Origin of the sequence: Pseudomonas congelans, assembly GCF_900103225.1 — a bacterium.
Lineage (GTDB): Bacteria > Pseudomonadota > Gammaproteobacteria > Pseudomonadales > Pseudomonadaceae > Aquipseudomonas > Aquipseudomonas congelans.
Window position 1 is genome coordinate 1 of the sequence record NZ_FNJH01000005.1, and the last position, 22,177, is coordinate 22,177.

Genomic DNA, 22,177 nt, shown 5'->3' on the forward strand with positions numbered 1-22,177 from the left:
GAGCATCGGCACGATAGTCAGTTGGATTCAATCTCGTTCCCACGCTCCAGCGTGGGAATGCATTTCGTGACGCTCCGCGTCATAAAGAGGACGCAGAGCGTCCAGAACTGCATGCCGACGCAGAGCATCGGCACGATAGGTAATCCAGGAACGATCAGCCACATAACCATTTAAAACTATTACCCTTTCTCTGCTGTCTCTGACTTAACGCCACTCAGAGCACACTCAAACGGATGAGCAGACCCACCGATTTCGCTCGACGATGGTTTCTCGCCCGGGGCTGGAAGCCCTTTGCGTTTCAGAAGGAGGTCTGGGCAGCGGTAAAAAACGGCGAGTCCGGTTTGCTGCATGCCAGCACCGGCTCGGGCAAGACCTACGCCGTGTGGTTCGCCGCGCTCAACCGCTTCGCCAAAGCCAATACGCTCACCGCTGATAACAAACCACGCAAACGCAAACCGCCTGCTGAACCACTGAGTGTCCTGTGGATCACGCCCATGCGCGCCCTGGCCGCGGATACCGCCAGAGCCCTTGAGGCACCGCTGACAGAACTGGATATCCCGTGGTCGGTGGGCCTGCGCACCGGCGATACCAGCGGCAGCGAACGCGCCCGGCAGAGTCGGCGGCTGCCCTCGGCCTTGATCACCACCCCTGAAAGCCTGACGCTGCTGCTGACCCGTGCCGACGCGCAGGTCGCCTTGTCGACGCTGAAGATGGTGGTAGTGGACGAATGGCACGAACTGATCGGCAACAAGCGCGGCGTGCAGTTGCAACTGGCCCTGGCGCGCCTGAGGCGCTGGAATCCGCAACTGATCGTGTGGGGCATTTCCGCGACGCTGGGTAATCAGCAGCACGCGCAGCAGGTACTGATCGGCGACGGCGGCGTGACCGTGCAAGGCAAGATCGTCAAGGACTTGCAGGTCGATACGCTGTTGCCGCCTTCCATCGAACGCTTCCCGTGGGCCGGGCACATGGGCTTGCGCATGTTGCCGCAGGTCGTTGCCGAGGTGGACAGCAGCGCAAGCTGTCTGGTGTTCACCAACACCCGCGCGCAATCGGAAATCTGGTATCAGGCGCTACTGGAAGCCCGCCCCGACTGGGCCGGGCTGATTGCCCTGCACCACGGTTCGTTGGCCCGAGAGGTCCGGGACTGGGTCGAGCGCGCGCTGAAAGAAGGCGCACTCAAGGCCGTGGTGTGTACCTCGAGCCTGGACCTGGGCGTGGACTTTCTGCCGGTCGAGCGCGTGTTGCAGATCGGCTCGCCCAAAGGTGTCGCACGCCTGATGCAGCGCGCCGGGCGATCGGGGCACGCGCCGGGTCGCCCTTCGCGCGTGACGCTGGTGCCGACCCACAGCCTGGAACTGGTCGAAGCCGCTGCCGCCCAAGACGCCGTCGAAGCGCGGATGATCGAGCCCCGCGAATCACCACACCAGCCACTGGACGTGCTGGTCCAGCACCTGGTCAGCATCGCCCTGGGCGGTGGTTTCCTTCCCGACGAGCTGCTGGCCGAGGTACGCAGCGCCTGGGCTTACCGCGACCTCAGCGACGAGCAATGGCAATGGGCGCTGGCGTTTGTCCGCAACGGCGGCCATTCACTGACCGCCTACCCTGATTACCGCCGTGCTGAACCCGACGAGGAAGGGATCTGGCGCGTCCCCGATGCGCGCCTGGCCAGACGTCACCGCATGAGCGTGGGGACCATCGTCAGTGAGGCCACCGTCAACCTGAAATACTGGAAAAAAGGCGGCGGCGGTGGCTCGCTGGGCAGCGTCGAAGAAGGCTTCATTGCCAGACTCAAACCCGGTGACGGCTTTCTGTTTGGCGGGCGTTTGCTGGAGTTGGTTCGAGTGGAAAACATGACGGCCTACGTCAAACGCGCGACCGGCAAGAAAGCCGCCGTGCCACGCTGGAATGGCGGTCGCATGCCGCTGTCCAGCGAACTGGCGGATGCCGTGGTAGAGAAATTCGATGCTGCTGCGCGGGGCGAATTCGACAGCCCGGAAATGCGCGCCATCAAACCCTTGCTGGAAGTGCAGCGACAGTGGTCAGGGCTGCCGCGACGCGACACGTTGCTGGCTGAAACACTCAAATCCCGCGAAGGCTGGCATCTGTTTCTCTACCCGTTCGCCGGTCGTCATGTGCATCTGGGGTTAGGCAGCCTGCTGGCCTGGCGCTTGAGCCGGCACCGACCGCTGACCTTTTCCATTGCCGTCAACGACTATGGGCTGGAGCTGCTCAGCGCCAGCGAAATCGACTGGGCGCAGACGTTGCAGGCTGACCTGTTCAGCGAAACGGATCTGTTAGACGACATTATCGCCAGCCTCAACGCTGGCGAACTGGCTCTGCGACGCTTTCGGGAAATCGCGCGCATCTCCGGACTGGTGTTTTCCGGCTACCCTGGCGCGGCCAAGAGCAATCGTCAGCTTCAGGCATCCAGCGGGCTGTTTTTCGAGGTGTTCAAGCAATACGACGCTGACAACATGCTGCTGACTCAAGCCGAACAGGAAGTACTGCGTCAGGAACTGGACCTGCAGCGCCTGGAACTGACGTTGCGCCAGATCAACAGCCGCACGCTTGACCTGCACGCGATAAAGCGCGCGACCCCGCTGGCCTTTCCATTACTGGTCGAACGCTTTCGCGAAAGCCTCAGTTCGGAGAAACTTGCCGACCGCATCGCACGCATGGTCCGCGACCTGGAGAAAGCCGCTGGCCCGGAGCCTGAACAATGAACCCGCATATGGCTGTCACGCTGGCAGGAGAAGAGCTGTGGTTGCTGGCCGACAAGGCCATCTACTACCCCGCCGAACGATCCTTGCTAATTGCCGATGCGCACTTTGGCAAGGCAGCCGCCTATCGCAAGCTCGGTCAGCCGGTGCCGCATGGCACTACACAGGCCAACCTGCGCCGCCTGGACAGCCTTTTGAATGCCTATCCCTGCGATCATCTGATCTTCCTCGGTGATTTCCTGCACGCACCAGAATCTCATGCCGTCGGCACGCTGGCGGCGCTGGAGCAGTGGCGAGCAGAGCGCTCGACGCTGCGCATCACATTGATCCGCGGCAACCATGACAAACGGGCTGGCGATCCGCCCGCCTATCTGGGTATCGATGTGGTTCCCGAGCCGCTGGCGCTCGGACCCTTTGCCCTGCAGCACGAACCCGATCCGCACCCTGACCTGCATGTACTGGCCGGGCACGTTCACCCGGTGTACCGGCTGCATGGGCGCGGTCGGCAAAGTTTGCGGCTGGCGTGCTTTTACCTGGGCCGGAAGGTCAGTCTGCTGCCAGCGTTCGGCGAATTCACGGGCGGTTTTCAGATTCGTCCCGCGCAGGACAGCACGGTCTATGTCACCGGCGGCGATGCGGTATGGCGAGTGGCATAGCGTCGTGGGTCGCCACATACAAGACTGCCTGCTGCTCGCGAGAACAGCAGGCAGCTTTGTGATAATCAGGCCACAGGTGCAGGTGGCGGCTCGTCAGGAACAGTAGGCCCGCCTGGCTCGGTAGGCTGAAACGGAGTATCGGGATCTGGATTACCCGGGATCCCGCCACCGACCATGTTCAGCTCCGGGCTGAGATCGGAATGAGCCATCAATGACCAGGCGAGCAGCCCGATCTCGTTAAGCGGAGATTGAACCTGTTCAGAGATTTTGAAAGTAGTCTTCATAGGGCACTCCAGATCAAAGGCCGTCGCACGTAATGAATTATGCGAAAGCATGTGAGCAGATAGAGTGCGAAATAGAGTATTAATTCAATTCCACTAGTCACCTGAAGCTCAAATCAGGTACGCGGCAGGGTAACGCCACGCTGGCCCTGGTACTTGCCACCCCGATCCTTGTAGGACACTTCACACTCCTCGTCGGACTCCAGGAACAGCATCTGCGCCACACCCTCGTTGGCGTAGATCTTGGCCGGCAGTGTCGTGGTGTTGGAAAACTCCAGCGTTACATGGCCTTCCCACTCAGGTTCGAGCGGCGTGACATTGACGATGATGCCGCAGCGCGCGTAGGTGCTCTTGCCCAGACAGATGGTCAGAACGTTACGCGGAATGCGGAAATATTCGACGGTGCGCGCCAGGGCGAACGAGTTGGGAGGGATGATGCACACGTCGCTCTTGATATCGACGAAGCTTTTTTCATCGAAGTTTTTCGGATCGACCGTGGCCGAATTGATGTTGGTGAACACCTTGAATTCGTCGGCACAACGCACGTCGTAGCCATAACTGGACACGCCGAAGGAGATCACTCGATCAGCGCCTTCGCCACGCACCTGGCGCTCGACGAAGGGCTCGATCATCCCGTGTTCCTGCGCCATGCGGCGAATCCACTTGTCCGATTTGATGCTCATGGCGGTGTCCTGAATAGCGAGGTGAAAAAGATATCCGGCATCTTACCGGGCTGAGGCCGACGGTTCAAAGGCAACAGATAGCGAGTTTGCGTGACCGGCCGGGCTGTTTCGCTGCGAATGGAAATAATCATCAACAGACCATTGGCACGTTCGGAAAAAAGGGTTAAGGTGGCGTCACTGTGTTGCTTGTGTCACTGAGAATCTCTACACGATGTTGAATTTCGATCCAACCATCTCCATGAATTTTCCAGCTCTTTGCACTCAGTCTCGGCCAGGGCTCTTCCTACGCCGCAGTTAACTTTGTCCAAGGAGATATACTATGTCCAATCGCCAAACTGGTACCGTTAAGTGGTTCAACGATGAAAAAGGCTTCGGCTTCATCACTCCACAATCCGGTGACGACCTGTTCGTGCACTTCAAAGCTATCCAATCCGACGGCTTCAAAAGCCTGAAAGAAGGCCAACAGGTTTCTTTCATCGCTACCCGCGGTCAGAAAGGCATGCAAGCTGAAGAAGTTCAAGTTATCTAACTTGTACTGATTCGCTTAAAAACCCCGCCCTTAAAAGCGGGGTTTTTTATTGCCCGCCTTTTGACCTCTCACTGGCTGAACACCTGACCAGAACGAGAGAAGCAAAGCACCTCCCTCGCCCGATCATCACCATACAGTCAGTCGTCGCTTACCGAAATGGTCGGCATTGCTGGGCTTGCAGCTTCCTGCAGCACGATCCGTGCACCGACGTGACGTGCCAGTTCCTGATACACCATCGCAATCTGACTCTCCGGCTCGGCAATCGCCGTAGGCTTGCCGCCATCTGCCTGTTCGCGGATCAGCATCGACAGCGGCAATGACGCCAGCAGCTCGACGTCGTACTGTGTCGCCAGCTTCTCGCCGCCACCTTCACCGAACAGATGCTCGGCATGGCCGCAGTTGGAGCAGATGTGCACCGCCATGTTTTCAACGACACCCAATACCGGAATGTTGACCTTGCGGAACATCTCGACACCTTTTTTCGCATCCAGCAGCGCCAGGTCTTGCGGTGTGGTGACAATCACGGCACCCGCGACCGGGACTTTCTGCGCGAGCGTGAGCTGGATATCACCGGTGCCAGGCGGCATGTCGATGACCAGATAATCCAGATCATTCCAGGCAGTCTGCGTGACGAGTTGCAGCAACGCGCCTGAGACCATCGGTCCGCGCCAGACCATCGGCGTGTTGTCGTCGGTCAGAAAGGCCATCGACATCACCTCGATGCCATGCGCCTCGACCGGCACGAACCACTTCTGGTCCTTGATCTTCGGCCGCGTGCCTTCGGGAATACCGAACATCACCCCTTGGCTCGGGCCATAGATATCGGCATCGAGGATGCCGACGCGGGCGCCCTCGCGAGACAGCGCCAGGGCCAGGTTGGCGGCGGTAGTGGACTTGCCGACACCGCCCTTGCCGGACGCGACAGCAACAATGTTTTTCACATTGGCAAGCCCCGGAATCTGGCTCTGGGCCTTGTGCGCGCCGATCACACTGGTGATGGCGACCGTGGCGGAACTGACACCGTCCAGATTCTCGATGGCGCTTTTCAGCACTTGCGCCCAGCCGTTCCTGAACAGGTCGGCGGCATAGCCCAATTCGAGTTGCACGCTGACCTGCGCCCCTTGAATATCGATAGACCGGACGCAACCGGCAGTGACCGGATCCTGATTCAGATAGGGGTCGGTGTACTGGCGAAGAATCGTCTCCACCGCTGCGCGATTGACTGCGCTCATGGGCTTACTCCGTAAAAAGACTGACTGGAACAGCCGGCTATCGTACCTGTTCTGCCAGCCGCCCACATGATTTCACTGAACCGCGCCCAAGCCTTCAGGAGCATTCCCACAACCGCACGGGTGAAAAAAATCGTTCAGACCTTTATAGTGGCCGGTCTCCGTTTCACTTCAAGTAGCCGAGCCCCATGTCCGAGCCACGCAAGATTCTCGTTACCAGCGCCCTGCCCTATGCCAATGGTTCCATTCACCTTGGCCACATGCTCGAGTACATCCAGACCGACATGTGGGTGCGTTTTCAGAAGCACCGCGGCAATCAATGCATCTATGTCTGCGCGGACGACGCCCATGGCTCGGCAATCATGCTGCGCGCCGAAAAGGAAGGCATCACGCCAGAGCAACTGATCGCCAACGTCAAGGCCGAGCACAGCGCCGACTTTGCCGACTTCCTGGTGGACTTCGATAATTTCCACTCGACGCACTCGGACGAGAACCGCGAGCTGTCGAGCATGATCTACAAGCGTCTGCGCGATGCGGGTCATATCGCGACGCGCTCGGTTACCCAGTACTTCGACCCGGAAAAGAAAATGTTCCTGGCCGACCGTTTCATCAAGGGCACCTGCCCGAAATGCGCGGCCGAGGACCAGTACGGCGACAACTGTGAAAAGTGCGGCGCTACCTATGCTCCTACGGATCTGAAAGACCCCAAGTCGGCGATTTCCGGTGCCACGCCGGTGCTCAAGGACTCGAAGCACTTCTTCTTCGACCTTCCCGCATTCGACGCCATGCTCAAGAGCTGGACACGCAGCGGCACCCTGCAGGACGCCGTTGCCAACAAGATTGCCGAATGGCTGGACAGCGGCCTGCAGCAGTGGGACATCTCCCGCGATGCACCCTATTTCGGCTTTGAAATTCCCGAAGAGCCAGGCAAATACTTCTATGTGTGGCTCGACGCGCCGATCGGTTACATGGCCAGCTTCAAGAACCTGTGTGCGCGTCGTCCGGACCTGGACTTCGATGCGTACTGGGGAAAGGACGCGACCACCGAGCTCTATCACTTCATCGGCAAGGACATCGTCAACTTCCACGCCCTGTTCTGGCCTGCCATGCTGGAAGGCGCAGCATTGCGCACACCGACCGGCATCAACGTACACGGCTACCTGACCGTCAATGGCCAGAAGATGTCGAAATCGCGTGGCACCTTTATCAAGGCGCGCACCTACCTCGATCACCTGCCGCCCGAGTACCTGCGCTATTACTACGCGTCGAAACTGGGCCGTGGCGTCGACGACCTGGACCTGAACCTCGAAGACTTCGTGCAAAAGGTCAACTCCGACCTGATCGGCAAGGTGGTCAACATTGCCAGTCGCTGCGCCGGGTTCATTCACAAGGGCAACGCCGGTGTGATGGTCGAAACCAATGCCGCACCCGAACTGACCGACGCGTTTCTGGCGGCTGCCCCCAGCATTGCCGACGCCTACGAAGCCCGCGACTTCGCCCGTGCCATGCGCGAGACCATGGCGCTGGCGGACCGCGCCAATGCCTACATCGCGGAAAAAGCGCCATGGGCGTTGGCCAAACAGGAAGGCAAACAGGATGAAGTCCAGGCCGTATGCGCGCTGGGCATCAACCTGTTCCGCCAACTGGTCATTTTCCTCAAGCCGGTCCTGCCGAATCTGGCCGCCGATGCAGAAAAATTCCTCAATGTCGAACCGCTGACCTGGGAAGACCACAAGACCTTGCTGGCCAATCATCAGCTCAACCCGTTCTCGGCACTGATGACCCGTATCGACCCGGTCAAGGTCGAGGCCATGGCCACTGCCTCCAAGGAAGACCTGACCGCTACCGACTCGTCGGCGGACACCGCGCCTGCCGGTAATGGCGAACTCGCCAAAGACCCGCTGTCGGCGGAAATCGACTTTGATGCCTTTGCTGCCATCGACCTGCGCGTCGCACTGATCCTCAAAGCCGAACATGTTGAGGGTGCCGACAAGCTGCTGCGTCTGACCCTGGACATCGGCGACGAGCAGCGCAATGTCTTTTCCGGTATCAAGAGCGCCTACCCGAACCCGTCCGAACTCGAAGGTCGCCTGACCATGATGATCGCCAACCTCAAGCCGCGGAAAATGCGTTTCGGCATTTCGCAAGGCATGGTGATGGCGGCAGGCCCCGGTGGTGAAGAGATCTATCTGCTCAGCCCTGACAGCGGTGCCAAACCAGGCCAGCGCATCAAGTAAACGACGTGAGGCCCGGTATCCTGCCATCAGGCGGATACCGGGCCTCTGTGCATTCGCAAGCTCCCTGATCTGTCCGATAATGCTGCTCTCTCGATAGACAGAACACCTGTTGGTCACCTGGCAAGACCATGACTGAATTGATTCGCCTGCTTCCCGACGTGGACCTCATCCGCAGTATCGATGCCCTTCTACCGCAGACTCAGTGCGGCAAGTGCGGCCATCCTGGCTGCAAGCCCTACGCCGAGGGTATCGCTGGCGGTGAAGCCATCAACAAATGCCCACCGGGCGGCGACGAAACGATCGTCCAGCTGGCCGAACTGCTGTCGGTTCCGGTCCTGACACTGGATATGCAACGCGGCACTGCACCGGCGCAGGTTGCATTCATTCGCGAAGCAGAGTGCATCGGTTGTACAAAATGCATTCAGGCCTGCCCCGTGGATGCCATTCTCGGCGCAGCCAAGCTGATGCACACCGTGATTATCGATGAATGCACAGGCTGTGATCTGTGCATTGCGCCGTGCCCGGTGGATTGCATTGAAATGCATCCGCTGCCGCTGGCAACGGTCACTCCCATCGTGGGTGGTCTGGCCCCTACCCCCGAGCTGCAGGAGGCGCGGCAGCGCAAGCGTACCCATGCCCGACTGCGTTTCGAAGCACGCAATGCACGCCTGCACCGCGAACAGCAAACGCGGCTGGCAGAGCGCCTTGCGCGGTCGCAGCGCGTTGAATCAGCTCGTGACAATCTGCCCCGATCCGCCGTCGCACTCGCCCGGAACGACAAACCTGCCGGGCCGGATGAAGCCTTGAAAAAAGCCCGAATTGCCCTGGCCATGAGCCGCGCGCAGCTCAACAAGTCACTCAAGGCATTTGGTCACCCTCCGATTGCGGAACAGGCCGCCAGGCTTGTGGAATTGCAGCGCGAATACGAAGCTGCCGAGCAGACACTTGCAGCACTTCTGCCACCCCCCGCACAGGCCAATTCCGAGGAAAAGCTCCGCCCATGAATGCCGCAAAACGCCAGGAAATCTTTCGCAGGCTGCACGAGGACAATCCGGACCCAAAAACCGAATTGGCCTACACCACGCCTTTTGAACTGTTGATAGCCGTCATCCTTTCCGCCCAGGCCACCGACGTCAGCGTCAACAAGGCGACTGCCAGGCTCTACCCGGTAGCCAATACGCCACAGGCCATCTACGAGCTGGGTGTAGAAGGGCTTTCCGAGTACATCAAGACAATCGGCCTGTATAACAGCAAAGCCAAAAACGTGATTGAAACCTGCCGCATGCTGGTGGAACTGCACAACGGCGAAGTACCGCAAACCCGGGAAGCACTCGAGGCGCTGCCGGGCGTCGGGCGCAAAACGGCTAACGTTGTGCTCAATACCGCTTTCCGTCAGATCGCGATGGCCGTGGATACGCATATCTTTCGCGTCAGCAATCGCACGGGCATCGCGCCCGGCAAAAATGTGGTGGAGGTAGAAAGACAACTGATGAAATTTGTGCCGAAAAACTACCTGCTCGATGCCCATCACTGGCTGATTCTGCACGGACGCTACGTTTGCCAGGCACGTAAACCGCGGTGCGGCAGCTGCCGCATAGAGGACCTGTGCGATTACAAGGCAAAAACGTCCGACGATTGAGCCCGACAGTTCATTGATGTCTGGTCGATTGAAAAAATCTTTTTTACCCGTCTGTGGATTGTCGCTATAAGAAGCGCCAGAGAGCCCAAGCCCTGGAGTCGACTTCATGAGCACTGACAACGAACAACTGGACGTAGATGACGACCTTGTCGCCGTTGATGCGGACGACACAGAACCCGCAACTGTCGAGCCGGCGAAGACCAACCTGAGCAAACGACGCACCATCGACAACCTTCTTGAAGAAAGACGTTTGCAGAAACAATTGGCTGATTACGACTTCGATTTCTAGATTGATCCGAAACCTCGCCACCGACTTCCTTTCATGTGTTGCCTGAAGCCTCTCGCAGAAGAGGCTTCACTATGTGATCACGACGTGAAATGACTACTCGATAGCTGAACTGCACCAGTGGGCATCAGGCACGACGACTCTAGGGAGCCCCTTACTCAGACAAGCCCGTTACGTTGGGCGAGCTCGATCAGATCGACCAGTGAGTGCGCGTTGAGCTTGAGCAACAAACGCGTTTTATAAGTACTGACGGTCTTGTTGCTCAAAAACATGCCGTCGGCAATTTCCTTGTTGGTCTTGCCTCTGGCCAACTGCTGCAAAACCATCATCTCCCTGCCGGAAAGCCGGTCGACCATGTCCGACTCACTTGCGTTGCCCATACTGGAGCGAACAGTGTGCAACGCCTGGTTGGGGAAGTAGCTGTACCCTGACAATACCGCCTTGATGGCACTGAGCAGTTCGGTCAGATCCTGTTGCTTGCAGACATAACCGGCTGCCCCGGCCTGCATGCAGCGCATGGAAAAGTGACCCGGTGCCTGGGAGGTGAGGATCAAAACCTTGAATGGCAACGTCATGGCTGACAGACGGGCAATCACCTCCAGCCCGTCGAGCTTGGGGATACCGATATCGAGAATGACGATATCCGGAAGGTGTTCACGCGCCAGTTGCAGAGCATCCACACCGTTGTCAGTCTCCGCAATGACCTCATAGCCATGACGCTCCATCAGCATGCGCACAGCAAGGCGAATGACGGGATGATCATCCACGATCAGCACTTTATTCATGGGCAGTCCATTTTTCGCTATTCGAATTTTCAGAGCCAGCACAATAACTTAGTCGTTTACTGCTTTGCATGGCGCTCACCCTTGTGGACCGACAGCCAAAGACCATTCCTACAATTACAGCAGAAACTTCCTACAATACTTGGCAGAACCGTACATTTTTTATTAATTTTCACAGAGCCTTCCTTTTCGGAACCTGGTGAATTTTTTCTGATAGCTACGGCACAAGCATCGCAGCATCAGTAGATAAATGCGCGCACCAGACGCTTGCCGAACTTTCAAGTTCGAAATGCCCCTGCTGCACCTGTCAAAGTATCACCAGCGTATTCCTGCATCGGCGTCACGACACGAGACCAATACATGGCTTATCGCCAGCAAATTAAAACCAATACCTTTAGTCGAGTCATTTGAAACAGGTCATGCCCTTCGCGCCCCGCAAAAACAAGGCCCCCATCACAGCGCACTGTTATCGGCATGCAGCATGGAAAACGAAACGTGCACATGGCGCCCCCCTGGCAGGGCGACTGAAAAGCCCCCGCATGCGGACGCCCGGTCCTGCACACACGCTTGAAGAGCAAGGAATACATTCACATGCTACATACGTAAACAAGGTTTAAAAATTACACACCATTTACAGAATTTCGTACAAATATTTATTTAAGGAGAAGCCTTACAAAACATCAAGAAAAGTCCTACATCTGAACTCACGACATCAACATGCCATGCTTCCATGAACCGATCACTGCCATGTTTTCACCCAGCATCCCTTCACCTCTTACCACCGCAAAATCTTACACACACCATAGCATAACCCTACATCATTCAAGAGCATGAGCAGCTCCTTCGACAAGTAGCAAATACCATTTTTTATTTCAAAGCCAGCCGCGCTCTTTCGAACAGGAAACGGACTACACAATTAACAGACGCACCATTACAACTCGTAAGACCTTATAAAAACCGTCCAATCAAATCTTGTAACTCACCATTTTTCCCTTGCAAATTTTATTACCAGTCGTTACTTTTTTAACAGCAACTTCATTACTTGCTGTTCTTGAACACGCGAAGCCCTGTGGCATCCTGTCGCTACGCACGGTACTTATGTACTTCATCCGCGGCGCATTGACACAGGCTTTGTGTATCGCGTGGCCGGATGAATACAGGCAAAGGGTTATATCGCCGATTCAGCACCACTGTCTTCTGGACACTCTCGGGGCGCCTGGCAACTCTTTTGAATGGGCCCTGTATAACCATGTTCAAAAAGGGATTTACCATGAACACTAAATACACCCGTACGCGGCCATCCCCCCACACCGCGTCTGACCTGATGACCGCAGTGGAAGCGTTTGTTGCCAAAGGCGGTGTTATTGCAGTCATCCCCGAAGGAGAGACTGCAGCATTATCGAGTACAACGCCTGCTGAGGAACATACACCTGAACTCGCTGGAAAAGTTCAGCAACTGAAGTATCTGGCCGCCAAGGGGGCGGGCTTTACCGCATTGCAGTACTCATTACGCATGAATAAAAGGGCTATTCGTCGGCTGGCGACAGAAAACGGCGTGGCCATTAAACTCAGCCACCCCTCGCTGCCCTCTGGCAGGCAGGCAGCTCATGACCTTACGGATATCGACGACGTCGTTGCAGGCCACGCCATGCACTACTCGGCACTGGGCTACACCGCGTCCGAGATCGCCGGGATACTCGACCTGAGTCTCCGTCAGATACTCAACATTGGCAAGGCCTACCGGCTTGAGTTCGGGCAACAACGGGAGCGCGACAGGCACTGAATAATCACGCCAGGAACAGACACGGTGTGCGATAGATGTCAGATAGCCGATGGAAAGCGCTGTCATGCCCTGCGTTGAACATCTACAGGTGCTGTAGGAAAACACTAAAACAAGTAGGCGCTTTTCGACGCCAACGGTAAGAAGTTCTTCGACGACTGCATACACACGACCACAGAATCATGCTGGGCAATGACTGCGCATTGAAATTCCATGTAAAAACAGTGACAGGCTTCTTTGCACACTGCCACCTAACACAGAGGAGCGCCTTCTCACTCATGAGCCAACATGATTTTACTGATTCACTGTTTTTTACATGACACCTCGAAGGAAGGACCATGTCGATATTAAAAGAATACCGCGCCATTGAAACGCAGTGAGCAAACAGCAGGCACTGCTTGAAACACTCAAGTGCAATAAGCAATTTGTCCACACACTCGAATTCGAGAAACAGCTGAAGGCGTTAATGAAGCGTCACGGCGTGAGGCAGGAGGATATTCTGAACTATCTTAGCCCTGCGCCCGAGCATGCCGCAGTTGCTGTGCAAGAAAAAAGGCGCCTTACGGCAGCTCTGAAAAAAACCGCGTACAGCCGCTGACGCATGAAGGGCCGTCAGCATCTGAAGTGCAGCCCTGAGGGGCTGCACTTATCAAACGTGCGGCATCAGAACAGCTTGCGACCCTTGTTGGCTGCAATCCGCATGCGCAATGCGTTGAGCTTGATGAAGCCCGCTGCATCGGCCTGATCGTAGGCACCTGCGTCATCTTCGAACGTGGCAATGTTGGCGTCGAACAGCGAATCATCCGACTTGCGACCGGTAACGATCACATTGCCCTTGTACAACTTCAGACGCACAACGCCGTTCACGTGAGCCTGGGATGCGTCGATCATCTGCTGCAGCATCAGACGCTCAGGGCTCCACCAGTAACCTGTGTAGATCAGGCTGGCGTATTTGGCCATGAGTTCGTCCTTGAGGTGGGCGACTTCGCGGTCCAGGGTGATCGATTCGATGGCGCGGTGAGCGCGCAGCATGATGGTGCCACCAGGGGTCTCGTAGCAGCCACGGGACTTCATGCCCACATAACGGTTTTCAACGATATCCAGACGGCCGATACCGTTTTCGCCACCGATGCGGTTCAGGGTCGCCAGCACAGTGGCCGGAGTCATTTCGACGCCGTCCAGAGCAACGATGTCGCCATTGCGATAGGTCAGCTCAAGATAGGTCGCAACGTTTGGCGCGTCCTCAGGGGACTTGGTCCAGCGCCACATGTCTTCTTCGTGCTCGGTCCAGGTGTCTTCCAGCACGCCGCCCTCATAAGAGATGTGCAGCAGGTTGGCATCCATGGAGTACGGGGATTTCTTCTTGCCGTGACGCTCGATCGGAATGTTGTGCTTCTCGGCGTAGTCCATCAGTTTTTCACGCGACAGCAGATCCCATTCACGCCACGGAGCGATGACCTTCACGCCTGGCTTGAGCGCGTAGGCACCCAGCTCGAAACGTACCTGGTCGTTACCCTTGCCGGTTGCGCCGTGGGAAATGGCGTCAGCGCCGGTTTCGTTGGCGATCTCGATCAGACGCTTAGCGATCAAAGGACGGGCGATGGAGGTACCCAGCAGGTACTCGCCTTCATAGACGGTGTTGGCACGGAACATCGGGAAGACGAAATCGCGCACGAATTCTTCGCGCAGGTCATCGATGTAGATTTCTTTCACGCCCATGGCCTGAGCCTTGGCGCGTGCCGGCTCTACTTCTTCACCCTGACCCAGGTCAGCGGTAAAGGTCACCACTTCGCAGTTGTACGTATCTTGCAGCCACTTGAGGATTACCGAAGTATCCAGGCCACCGGAATACGCGAGAACTACCTTGTTTACGTCCGCCATGCCATCACTCCACCGGGTTGTACGGAAAACCGCTGATTCTACCGTTCAAACCAGCAAATTTACAGGGGCGCGACAGCTTGTGACGACAAGGCGACGTCTGACAGGGGCCTTTTACAGGCCTTAAGAGGTGTGTGCCGCGTTGGCAGATGCGACCGGTACCGGGCGCTCATCGGGTGCAACGCGTTCGAGGTGCACGTTCACCCGGCGGTTGCGCGCACGGTTGGCTTCATTGGTGTTGGGCGCCAGCGGATAGCGTTCGCCGTGAAAGCGCAGGGTGATTTGCTGCTCGGGTATGCCTTGAGCCTTGAAATAATCCATGACTGCCAACGCGCGACGGCGGGACAGGTCACGATTGGTCAGACGATTGCCGCTGTTATCCGAATGGCCGTCCAGTTCGATGCGGTTCACGGTCGGATCGGCCTTCAAATAGGCAACCATGTTGTCCAGACGCGCCTTGGCACGGGCGTCCAGCTCGATACCGCCGCCCGGGAAACCTACCTCGGCCTGTTTGATCTGATCGAAGTTCATCGGCAACAGTTTGGAAGTGCATGCCTGGTAGTCGTTGAATGCCTTGCTGAACTTGACCGGCAGCAGACGCACTTCCATCTGACCGCCGTCTCGGGTGTAGTGGCGAATGAGTGGACTGCGCCCGTCCATCAGGCCGCTGATCAGACGTCCGGCCTGGGCCTGAGAGGTATTGAAGGGAATATCGCCATTGTTGACGCGCACCGATCCCAGGTTGATATCGCCGCGTCCCGGCTGCCAGGGCGCCGCAGCCGCCAGCAACGTCGCAGAGCCGTTACCGAGCATGTTGTATGAAGCCTTGAGGCGAAACGTCGCCTGCTCGCCCGCGCGGCGCACGAACTCACCGGCACCGAAGTCGGTGATCGGTTGAGTCAGGCGGCACTCGAACTGATCGCCTTCGACCTTCCACTCAATGCTCTCCAGACGCGTCTGGAAACTGATAGCCATCGCCGGGAGGCTGGCAAACATGCTGAGCAGGGCTAAATATCGCTGGCGCACGGGAGGCTCCACTGGAAATGAACGCGAAACAGAAAATACCGACTGACAAGGGAGCTATCGGTAACTTCATGCAAAACTTGATAGCGGATGCCTGAGAGAGTCTTTTCCGGTAGCATTCCCAGCGAGTTTGACCCGCCTGGAATCCCCAATGTCTGACCGCCTGACCCTCCTGCGTCCCGACGACTGGCACATTCACCTCCGTGACGGAGCTGTCTTGCCTCATACCGTTGCTGACGTAGCGCGAACTTTTGGCCGCGCAATCATCATGCCCAACCTCGTGCCTCCGGTACGCAACGCGCAGCAAGCCGATGCCTATCGCCAGCGCATTCTGGCTGCACGCCCGGCCGGCAGCCGCTTCGAGCCGTTGATGGTGCTGTACCTCACTGACCAGACCACGCCCGAGGACATCCGCACCGCCAAGGCCAGTGGCTTCGTGTACGCGGCCAAGCTGTATCCGGCCGGCGCCACCACCAACTCCGATTCCGGTGTCACCAGCATCGACAAGATCTTCCCTGCCCTCGAAGCCATGGCCGAAGTCGGCATGCTGCTGCTGGTGCACGGGGAAGTGACGCGTGGCGAAATCGACGTGTTCGATCGCGAGAAAGTCTTCATCGACGAGCACCTGCGCCGTGTAGTCGAGCGCTTCCCGACCCTGAAAGTGGTGTTTGAACACATCACCACCGGTGAAGCGGTGCAGTTCGTCAATGAGGCTTCAGCCAATGTCGCGGCGACCATCACCGCGCATCACCTGCTGTACAACCGCAACCACATGCTGGTCGGCGGGATTCGTCCGCACTTCTATTGCCTGCCGATCCTCAAGCGCAATACGCATCAGACGGCCCTGCTCGACGCGGCCACCAGCGGCAGCGGCAAGTTCTTCCTGGGCACCGACTCGGCGCCACATGCTCAGCATGCCAAGGAAAACGCTTGCGGTTGCGCCGGGTGCTATACCGCCTACGCAGCCATCGAACTGTATGCAGAAGCTTTCGAGCAGCGTAACGCTCTGGACAAGCTGGAAGGCTTCGCCAGCCTTCACGGTCCGGCGTTCTACGGCTTGCCCGCCAATCAGGACACCATCACGCTGGTGCGTGACGAGTGGACCGCCCCTGCCAGCCTGCCGTTCGGCGAGTTGACCGTTATCCCGCTGCGCGCTGGTGAAACACTGCGCTGGCGTCTGGAGGAACACGCGTGAGTGAAGATCATTTTGACGACGAACACGAAGGCCACGGCGGTGGCGGCGGTTCCCGTCACCCGATGGCAGCGCGCTTTCGCGGCTACCTGCCAGTGGTCGTCGACGTAGAGACCGGCGGTTTCAATTCAGCCACCGACGCCTTGCTGGAAATCGCTGCGGTGACTATCGGCATGGATGAAAAAGGCTTCGTGTTCCCGGAACACACCTATTTCTTCCGCGTGGAACCGTTCGAGGGTGCCAACATCGAAGCGGCCGCGCTGGAGTTCACCGGCATCAAGCTCGATCACCCGCTGCGCATGGCAGTCAGCGAAGAAACCGCGATGAACGACATCTTCCGCGGCGTGCGCAAGGCCCTCAAAGCCAATGGCTGCAAGCGTGCGGTGCTGGTCGGCCACAACGCCAGCTTCGACCTCGGCTTCGTGAATGCCGCCGTTGCGCGGATGGACATGAAGCGCAACCCGTTTCACCCGTTCTCCAGCTTCGACACCGCCACCCTCGCCGGCCTGGCCTATGGTCAGACCGTGCTGGCAAAGGCCTGTCAGGCTGCCGGCATCGACTTTGACGGACGCGAGGCGCACTCGGCCCGTTACGACACCGAGAAGACGGCCGAGCTGTTTTGCGGCATCGTCAACCGCTGGAAAGAAATGGGCGGTTGGCAAGATTTCGACGACTGAGGTCGTGACGTCTGTGAATGGACCGGCCTTGTGCCGGTTTTTTCATGCCTGCAGCGGGACGACCCAGAGAGCACATCCATGATGCTTTTCTTGCGAAAGCAACCGCTCATCGCTCGACCTGAATACAACCCAAAACAGTTTTGACAAGCATTCTCATTAACATTAAGCTCCTCGGCACCAAGCAATAAACCAGCGACGGTCCATAGCTTATGTATGTTTGCCTCTGCCAAGGTGTCACCGACGGTCAAATCCGGGATGCAATTCTGGAAGGCTGCTGCAGTTATCGTGAAGTCCGTGAAACGCTGGGTGTTGCGACTAAATGCGGAAAATGCGCCTGCCTGGCAAAGGAAGTGGTGCGTGATACGCTGACCGAACTGCAAACAAGTCATGCATTGCTGGCCTATCCGGCAAAATTTTCAGCTGCCTGAATCCCCCTCTTTTAAAGAACCGGACACCCTGTCCGGTTTTTTTATGCCTGTAATTCAAGCGCTTAGCGTCAAGATGCGGAACTCAAACATTCTTATTCCTATTTAATTTCACTTATTATTCAACAACTTAGGTTTGACAGGCGTTTGAGTGCAGCTCACACTCGGCACTTATATACACAAGCCACCGGCAGGACCTCGAACATGAAAGGCGACATTACCGTCATCCAGCATCTCAACAAGATCCTCGGGAACGAGCTGGTCGCTATCAATCAGTATTTCCTGCATGCGCGCATGTACGAAGACTGGGGTCTGAAAAAGCTGGGTGGGCATGAGTACAAAGAGTCCATCCATGCGATGAAGTACGCTGACAAGCTGATCAAGCGCACGCTGTTTCTGGAAGGGCTGCCAAACCTGCAGGACCTGGGCAAGATCCTCATTGGTGAGCACACCAAGGAAATGCTGGAGTGCGACCTGAAGATCGAGCAAAAAGGTCTGGCCGATCTTAAAGCCGCGATCGCTCACTTCGAGACGGTCGGTGACTTCGGCAGCCGTGAGCTGCTGGAAGACATCCTTGAGCCCAAGGAAGAGCAAATCGACTGGTTGGAGACTCAGCTGGGTCTGATCGTCAAAGTCGGTATCGAGAACTACCTGCAGTCGCAGATGGGTGACTGATTTCCCCATCGCGCCGCAATGAAAAAGCCCGCCTCAATCGAGAGCGGGCTTTTTCTTGTGCGTAAAACCATGCTGGAGCGTAGGGAACGGTAATCGCGACTATCGTGCGACGCTCTGTGCAAGACTTTACTCGGCCTTGGCGGCGGATGCTTCCTTGACCAAGGTCTGCAACGAACCGTCAGCCATCATCTCGGTGATGATGTCGCTACCACCCACCAGCTCACCGGCAACCCACAGTTGCGGGAACGTCGGCCAGTTGGCGTACTTTGGCAGGTTGGCGCGGATTTCAGGGTTTTGCAGAATGTCGACGTAGGCAAACTTTTCGCCACACGCCATCAATGCCTGGGAAGCCTTGGCCGAAAAGCCGCATTGCGGGGCGTTCGGAGCGCCTTTCATGTAAAGCAGAATGGTGTTGTTGGCAATCTGCTCTTTGATCGTTTCGATGATATCCATGGAGCACCTCGGCTGAAATATCCGACTCAGTTGTCGGCACGGTGGCGCATTGTAACGAAATCCCGAGCATGACGCTCTGTCTTGAGCCTTAACACGCCACTACCCGCACCGGCACCCCGTTCAACGCCGCGTTGCCGGACAGTACGTCGAGTTGCCGTTCGTCGGTCAGGTCATTGGCGCTGACGCCGGGCAGGCTCTGGGCGATCGCCATTTTTACCCCTGCACGCGAATGGCCCCAACCGTGCGGCAGGCTGACCACACCGGGCATCATGTCCAGACTGCCCAGCACCTGAACCTCGATCATCCCGATCCGGGAGCTGACCCGAACCTGCTGGCCGTCGCTCAGACCACGGCACGCGAGATCGTCAGGATGCATCAGCAGTTGATGCCGGGGTTTGCCCTTCACCAGTCGATGGTAGTTGTGCATCCAGGAATTGTTACTGCGCACATGCCTGCGGCCAATCAGCAGCAACTCGCCTGCCTGTGGAGCAGGCTCGGCTGCAAAGCGCGCCAGGTCAGCCATGATCACCTCTGGCGCGGCCTGAATGCGGCCATTGGCGGTCTTCAGGCGCTCTGCCAGATTAGACTTCAAAGCGCCCAGATCAAGACCGTGCGGATGATTGTCCAGAGTTTCCAGTGACAGCTTATGGGGTGATGCATCGCCATAGAGACCTGCACGCAGCCCGCGATCAATCATCTGCGCAGGCGGCAACGTAGGTTTCAGCGCGCGCTCGGCCTTGGCAGCAAAGGAGCTGGCCAGCCCGACGAAGATCTCCCAGTCGTGCAGCGCACCTTCGGGCTTGTCGAAAATGGCCCGATTGAAGCGCGTGACGTTACGCACGGCCAGAGTGTTGAAGGTGGTGTCGTAGTGATCATTTTCCAGTGCCGAGGTGGACGGCAGGATCAAGTCGGCGTGGCGAGTGGTCTCGTTGATGTAAAGATCGATGCTGAGCATGAACTCGAGCCCTTCGAGCGCCCGCTCCAGCTGACGGCCGTTGGGCGTCGACAGCACCGGGTTGCCCGCAACGGTCACCAACGCGCGAACCTGCCCTTCCCCCTCCACGAGCATTTCCTCGGCCAGCGCCGAAACCGGCAACTCGCCGCCATACTCCGGCAGGCCTGACACCCTGCTTTGCCACAGATTGAAATGACCACCGGAGGTCGAGCTGACGAGGTCGACGGCGGGCTCTGTACACAGCGCGCCACCCACACGATCCAGGTTGCCAGTCACCAGATTGATCAGTTGTGCCAGCCAATGGCACAGCGTGCCGAAGGTCTGAGTCGACACGCCCATTCGCCCATAACACACCGCCTTGTCAGCGGCCGCGAAATCCCGTGCCAGTTGCCGGATCTGCTCGGCAGCGATACCGCAGCGCGGGCCCATGGCCTCTGCCGTGAAGCCGGCAATGGCGTGTCGAACCTGCTCCAGACCGTCGACAGGCAAGTGGCTCTCGCGGGTCAGCCCCTCCTCGAATAGTGTGTTGAGCAGCCCGAACAGCAATGCCGCGTCACCGCCCGGCCGTACAAACAGATGCTGGTCGGCGATGGCTGCCGTCTCACTGCGGCGCGGGTCGATGACCACCAGTTTGCCGCCGCGTTGCTGGATCGCTTTCAGACGCTTTTCGACATCCGGTACCGTCATGATGCTGCCGTTGGACGCCAACGGGTTGCCGCCGAGAATCAGCATGAAGTCGGTGTGATCGATATCCGGAATCGGCAACAGCATGCCGTGGCCATACATAAGGAAACTGGTGAGGTGATGCGGCAACTGATCGACCGACGTGGCCGAAAAGCGATTGCGGGTCTTGAGCAGGCCGAGAAAGTAATTGCTGTGGGTCATCAACCCATAGTTATGCACGCTGGGGTTGCCTTGATAAACCGCTACTGCATTCTGCCCATGGAGCTGCTGAATGGCGTAAAGCCGTTCAGCCACCAGATCGAACGCCTGCTGCCAGGCAATCGGCTGCCACTGATCACCAGTGCGTAGCATCGGCTGTCGCAGGCGATCAGGGTCGTTCTGGATGTCCTGCAGCGCTATGGCCTTGGGGCAGATATGACCGCGGCTGAACGTGTCCAGCGGGTCACCTTTGATCGAGGTGATACGCGGCGCAGAATCCGCCTCCACAACGGTCTCGATCACAAGACCACATATGGCCTCGCACAGATGGCAGGCTCGGTAGTGTTCAGTCCGGGTCATCGCAGCCTCAGATCCTGGCATGGCAATCCGATTGATTGCCGAACACTCACTATGGTGCTCTGCCATGCCCCGCGCCACTGACCTTCACCTCATGAATCGGGGTGCATCAGGCACGCGGATGAGTTGGCCGAATCAACCGCCGATAGGCGTAACGACCTTGCGCTGTTGCTGGATTTCAGCCACGGTTTCGACCTGTTCCTGCGCCACGTGGACGCCGGTCAGGTCGCCAATCAGGCGCCAGTGCTCGTCGAGGCCTGAGCTGATGGTGGCCATGCGATCAATCATGCGCCGCCCCGCCGTTCGCGTGACTTCGTCCTCGCTGCGCAGCAGCTCGAAAGACATCGAGGTCATCGAGGCTGTCAGATGGGTAAGCGTGCGGGCGGTGAGCCCGAGCAACTCCGTTAATTGATGCTCTTTTGAGTCCATTCCCCCACCCCTTGATCAGTAATGTATCGGCAACGATTTATAACCCACGTCCGGGATTAAAGAAACGGTCCTTGTTTCAAGCCCGTGAAGTGCATCCCATCAGGCAACGCCCGCGCAAACGTGGACTGTTACAGGATTGGTACTAATTGCCAAGCGCTATTTGGGCAGTGTACAAATGCTGCCTTCGGAAAAAGTGCAGATGGCTGTCAACCTTCTCAGCGTAGCCAGTTTTTGCCCCGTCAACACAGAATAACGGCGCCCCTTCTGTCCGGGACGCCAGTAGTACCCATGCTTCATAAAAACGCATGCTATTGGTAAGACGCGACATTTTTTTATACTATCGCGCCTTTCTTATTCGTCGCCCCGTGCGGCCTCCGCCGCAGGTCTCGCCCGTTTTATCGATAAA

At 57.6% G+C, this 22,177-nt stretch carries 22 protein-coding genes; 13 read left to right on the forward strand and 9 right to left on the reverse strand.

Annotation, left to right across the window (positions count from 1 at the left end):
• Positions 1–233 precede the first annotated feature (233 nt).
• Both BLR20_RS17235 and pdeM read left to right on the forward strand, forming a co-directional pair.
• Positions 234–2,726, forward strand: a complete 2,493-nt coding sequence (locus tag BLR20_RS17235) for a ligase-associated DNA damage response DEXH box helicase (protein ID WP_054993416.1) — start codon at positions 234–236, stop codon at positions 2,724–2,726.
• Entirely contained in the window at positions 2,723–3,379 is a 657-nt protein-coding gene (pdeM, locus tag BLR20_RS17240; RefSeq protein ID WP_054993417.1) for a ligase-associated DNA damage response endonuclease PdeM, read from the forward strand. Before BLR20_RS17235 ends, pdeM begins: the two co-directional genes overlap by 4 nt.
• A 65-nt stretch (positions 3,380–3,444) precedes the next feature.
• Here the strand turns inward: pdeM and BLR20_RS17245 are convergent, their stop codons facing one another.
• Together BLR20_RS17245 and dcd are read right to left on the reverse strand one after the other, a co-directional pair.
• Positions 3,445–3,663, reverse strand: coding sequence for a hypothetical protein (locus BLR20_RS17245; protein ID WP_004389919.1), 219 nt, complete (start codon positions 3,661–3,663; stop codon positions 3,445–3,447).
• Between the two features lie 113 nt (positions 3,664–3,776).
• Complete coding sequence (dcd, locus tag BLR20_RS17250; RefSeq protein ID WP_002554836.1) at positions 3,777–4,343, reverse strand: dCTP deaminase; 567 nt, start codon at positions 4,341–4,343, stop codon at positions 3,777–3,779.
• A 319-nt stretch (positions 4,344–4,662) separates the two neighbouring features.
• Between dcd and BLR20_RS17255 the strand changes: the two genes are divergently transcribed.
• Positions 4,663–4,872: a cold-shock protein gene (locus BLR20_RS17255; protein WP_002554837.1), complete on the forward strand. Its 210-nt coding sequence runs from the start codon at positions 4,663–4,665 to the stop codon at positions 4,870–4,872.
• Positions 4,873–5,009: 137 nt separating this feature from the next.
• On the opposite strand, the gene apbC is transcribed toward BLR20_RS17255, so the two are convergent.
• Positions 5,010–6,104, reverse strand: coding sequence for an iron-sulfur cluster carrier protein ApbC (gene apbC, locus BLR20_RS17260; RefSeq protein WP_010426617.1), 1,095 nt, complete (start codon positions 6,102–6,104; stop codon positions 5,010–5,012).
• Between the two features lie 185 nt (positions 6,105–6,289).
• On the opposite strand from apbC, the gene metG reads away from it, so the two are divergent.
• From metG to BLR20_RS17280, 4 genes are all read left to right on the forward strand, one after another.
• The gene (gene metG, locus BLR20_RS17265; RefSeq protein ID WP_054993418.1) at positions 6,290–8,338 is read left to right on the forward strand and encodes a methionine--tRNA ligase; all 2,049 of its coding nucleotides are present in this window, start codon (positions 6,290–6,292) and stop codon (positions 8,336–8,338) included.
• Between the two features lie 128 nt (positions 8,339–8,466).
• Entirely contained in the window at positions 8,467–9,342 is an 876-nt protein-coding gene (rsxB, locus tag BLR20_RS17270) for an electron transport complex subunit RsxB (protein ID WP_054993419.1), read from the forward strand.
• Complete coding sequence (gene nth, locus BLR20_RS17275) at positions 9,339–9,977, forward strand: endonuclease III (RefSeq protein WP_003363585.1); 639 nt, start codon at positions 9,339–9,341, stop codon at positions 9,975–9,977. Before rsxB ends, nth begins: the two co-directional genes overlap by 4 nt.
• Before the next feature lie 106 nt (positions 9,978–10,083).
• Positions 10,084–10,266 carry a PA3496 family putative envelope integrity protein gene (locus BLR20_RS17280; RefSeq protein ID WP_010426620.1) on the forward strand — a complete coding sequence of 61 codons (183 nt, stop codon included), beginning with the start codon at positions 10,084–10,086 and terminating at the stop codon, positions 10,264–10,266.
• Positions 10,267–10,421: 155 nt separating this feature from the next.
• Here the strand turns inward: BLR20_RS17280 and BLR20_RS17285 are convergent, their stop codons facing one another.
• Positions 10,422–11,048: a response regulator transcription factor gene (locus tag BLR20_RS17285; protein ID WP_002554843.1), complete on the reverse strand. Its 627-nt coding sequence runs from the start codon at positions 11,046–11,048 to the stop codon at positions 10,422–10,424.
• Positions 11,049–12,315: 1,267 nt separating this feature from the next.
• Here BLR20_RS17285 and BLR20_RS17290 point away from each other — a divergent pair.
• Complete coding sequence (locus tag BLR20_RS17290; RefSeq protein ID WP_010426621.1) at positions 12,316–12,828, forward strand: hypothetical protein; 513 nt, start codon at positions 12,316–12,318, stop codon at positions 12,826–12,828.
• Positions 12,829–13,201: 373 nt separating this feature from the next.
• Positions 13,202–13,423: a hypothetical protein gene (locus tag BLR20_RS17295; protein WP_010426622.1), complete on the forward strand. Its 222-nt coding sequence runs from the start codon at positions 13,202–13,204 to the stop codon at positions 13,421–13,423.
• Positions 13,424–13,488: 65 nt separating this feature from the next.
• Here the strand turns inward: BLR20_RS17295 and BLR20_RS17300 are convergent, their stop codons facing one another.
• Together BLR20_RS17300 and BLR20_RS17305 are read right to left on the reverse strand one after the other, a co-directional pair.
• The gene (locus tag BLR20_RS17300; protein ID WP_003412906.1) at positions 13,489–14,706 is read right to left on the reverse strand and encodes an argininosuccinate synthase; all 1,218 of its coding nucleotides are present in this window, start codon (positions 14,704–14,706) and stop codon (positions 13,489–13,491) included.
• Positions 14,707–14,826: 120 nt separating this feature from the next.
• A complete protein-coding gene (locus BLR20_RS17305) occupies positions 14,827–15,729 on the reverse strand; it encodes a flagellar protein MotY (RefSeq protein ID WP_054993420.1) in 903 nt (300 codons plus the stop codon).
• 148 nt (positions 15,730–15,877) lie between these two features.
• On the opposite strand from BLR20_RS17305, the gene pyrC reads away from it, so the two are divergent.
• The 4 genes from pyrC (at position 15,878) to bfr (ending at position 18,695) form a co-directional block, all read left to right on the forward strand.
• Positions 15,878–16,921: a dihydroorotase gene (pyrC, locus tag BLR20_RS17310; protein WP_054993421.1), complete on the forward strand. Its 1,044-nt coding sequence runs from the start codon at positions 15,878–15,880 to the stop codon at positions 16,919–16,921.
• Positions 16,918–17,595 carry a ribonuclease T gene (gene rnt, locus BLR20_RS17315; RefSeq protein WP_003412908.1) on the forward strand — a complete coding sequence of 226 codons (678 nt, stop codon included), beginning with the start codon at positions 16,918–16,920 and terminating at the stop codon, positions 17,593–17,595. Before pyrC ends, rnt begins: the two co-directional genes overlap by 4 nt.
• A 209-nt stretch (positions 17,596–17,804) precedes the next feature.
• Complete coding sequence (locus BLR20_RS17320; RefSeq protein ID WP_010426625.1) at positions 17,805–18,023, forward strand: bacterioferritin-associated ferredoxin; 219 nt, start codon at positions 17,805–17,807, stop codon at positions 18,021–18,023.
• A 201-nt stretch (positions 18,024–18,224) separates the two neighbouring features.
• On the forward strand, positions 18,225–18,695 hold the full coding sequence (gene bfr / locus BLR20_RS17325) for a bacterioferritin (RefSeq protein ID WP_002554851.1): 471 nt from the start codon (positions 18,225–18,227) through the stop codon (positions 18,693–18,695).
• A 126-nt stretch (positions 18,696–18,821) separates the two neighbouring features.
• Here the strand turns inward: bfr and grxD are convergent, their stop codons facing one another.
• From grxD to BLR20_RS17340, 3 genes are all read right to left on the reverse strand, one after another.
• Entirely contained in the window at positions 18,822–19,148 is a 327-nt protein-coding gene (gene grxD / locus BLR20_RS17330) for a Grx4 family monothiol glutaredoxin (RefSeq protein WP_002554852.1), read from the reverse strand.
• Between the two features lie 88 nt (positions 19,149–19,236).
• A complete protein-coding gene (locus BLR20_RS17335) occupies positions 19,237–21,345 on the reverse strand; it encodes a molybdopterin oxidoreductase family protein (protein ID WP_054993422.1) in 2,109 nt (702 codons plus the stop codon).
• A 132-nt stretch (positions 21,346–21,477) separates the two neighbouring features.
• A complete protein-coding gene (locus tag BLR20_RS17340) occupies positions 21,478–21,771 on the reverse strand; it encodes a hypothetical protein (protein WP_010426627.1) in 294 nt (97 codons plus the stop codon).
• Between the last annotated feature and the right edge of the window lie 406 nt (positions 21,772–22,177).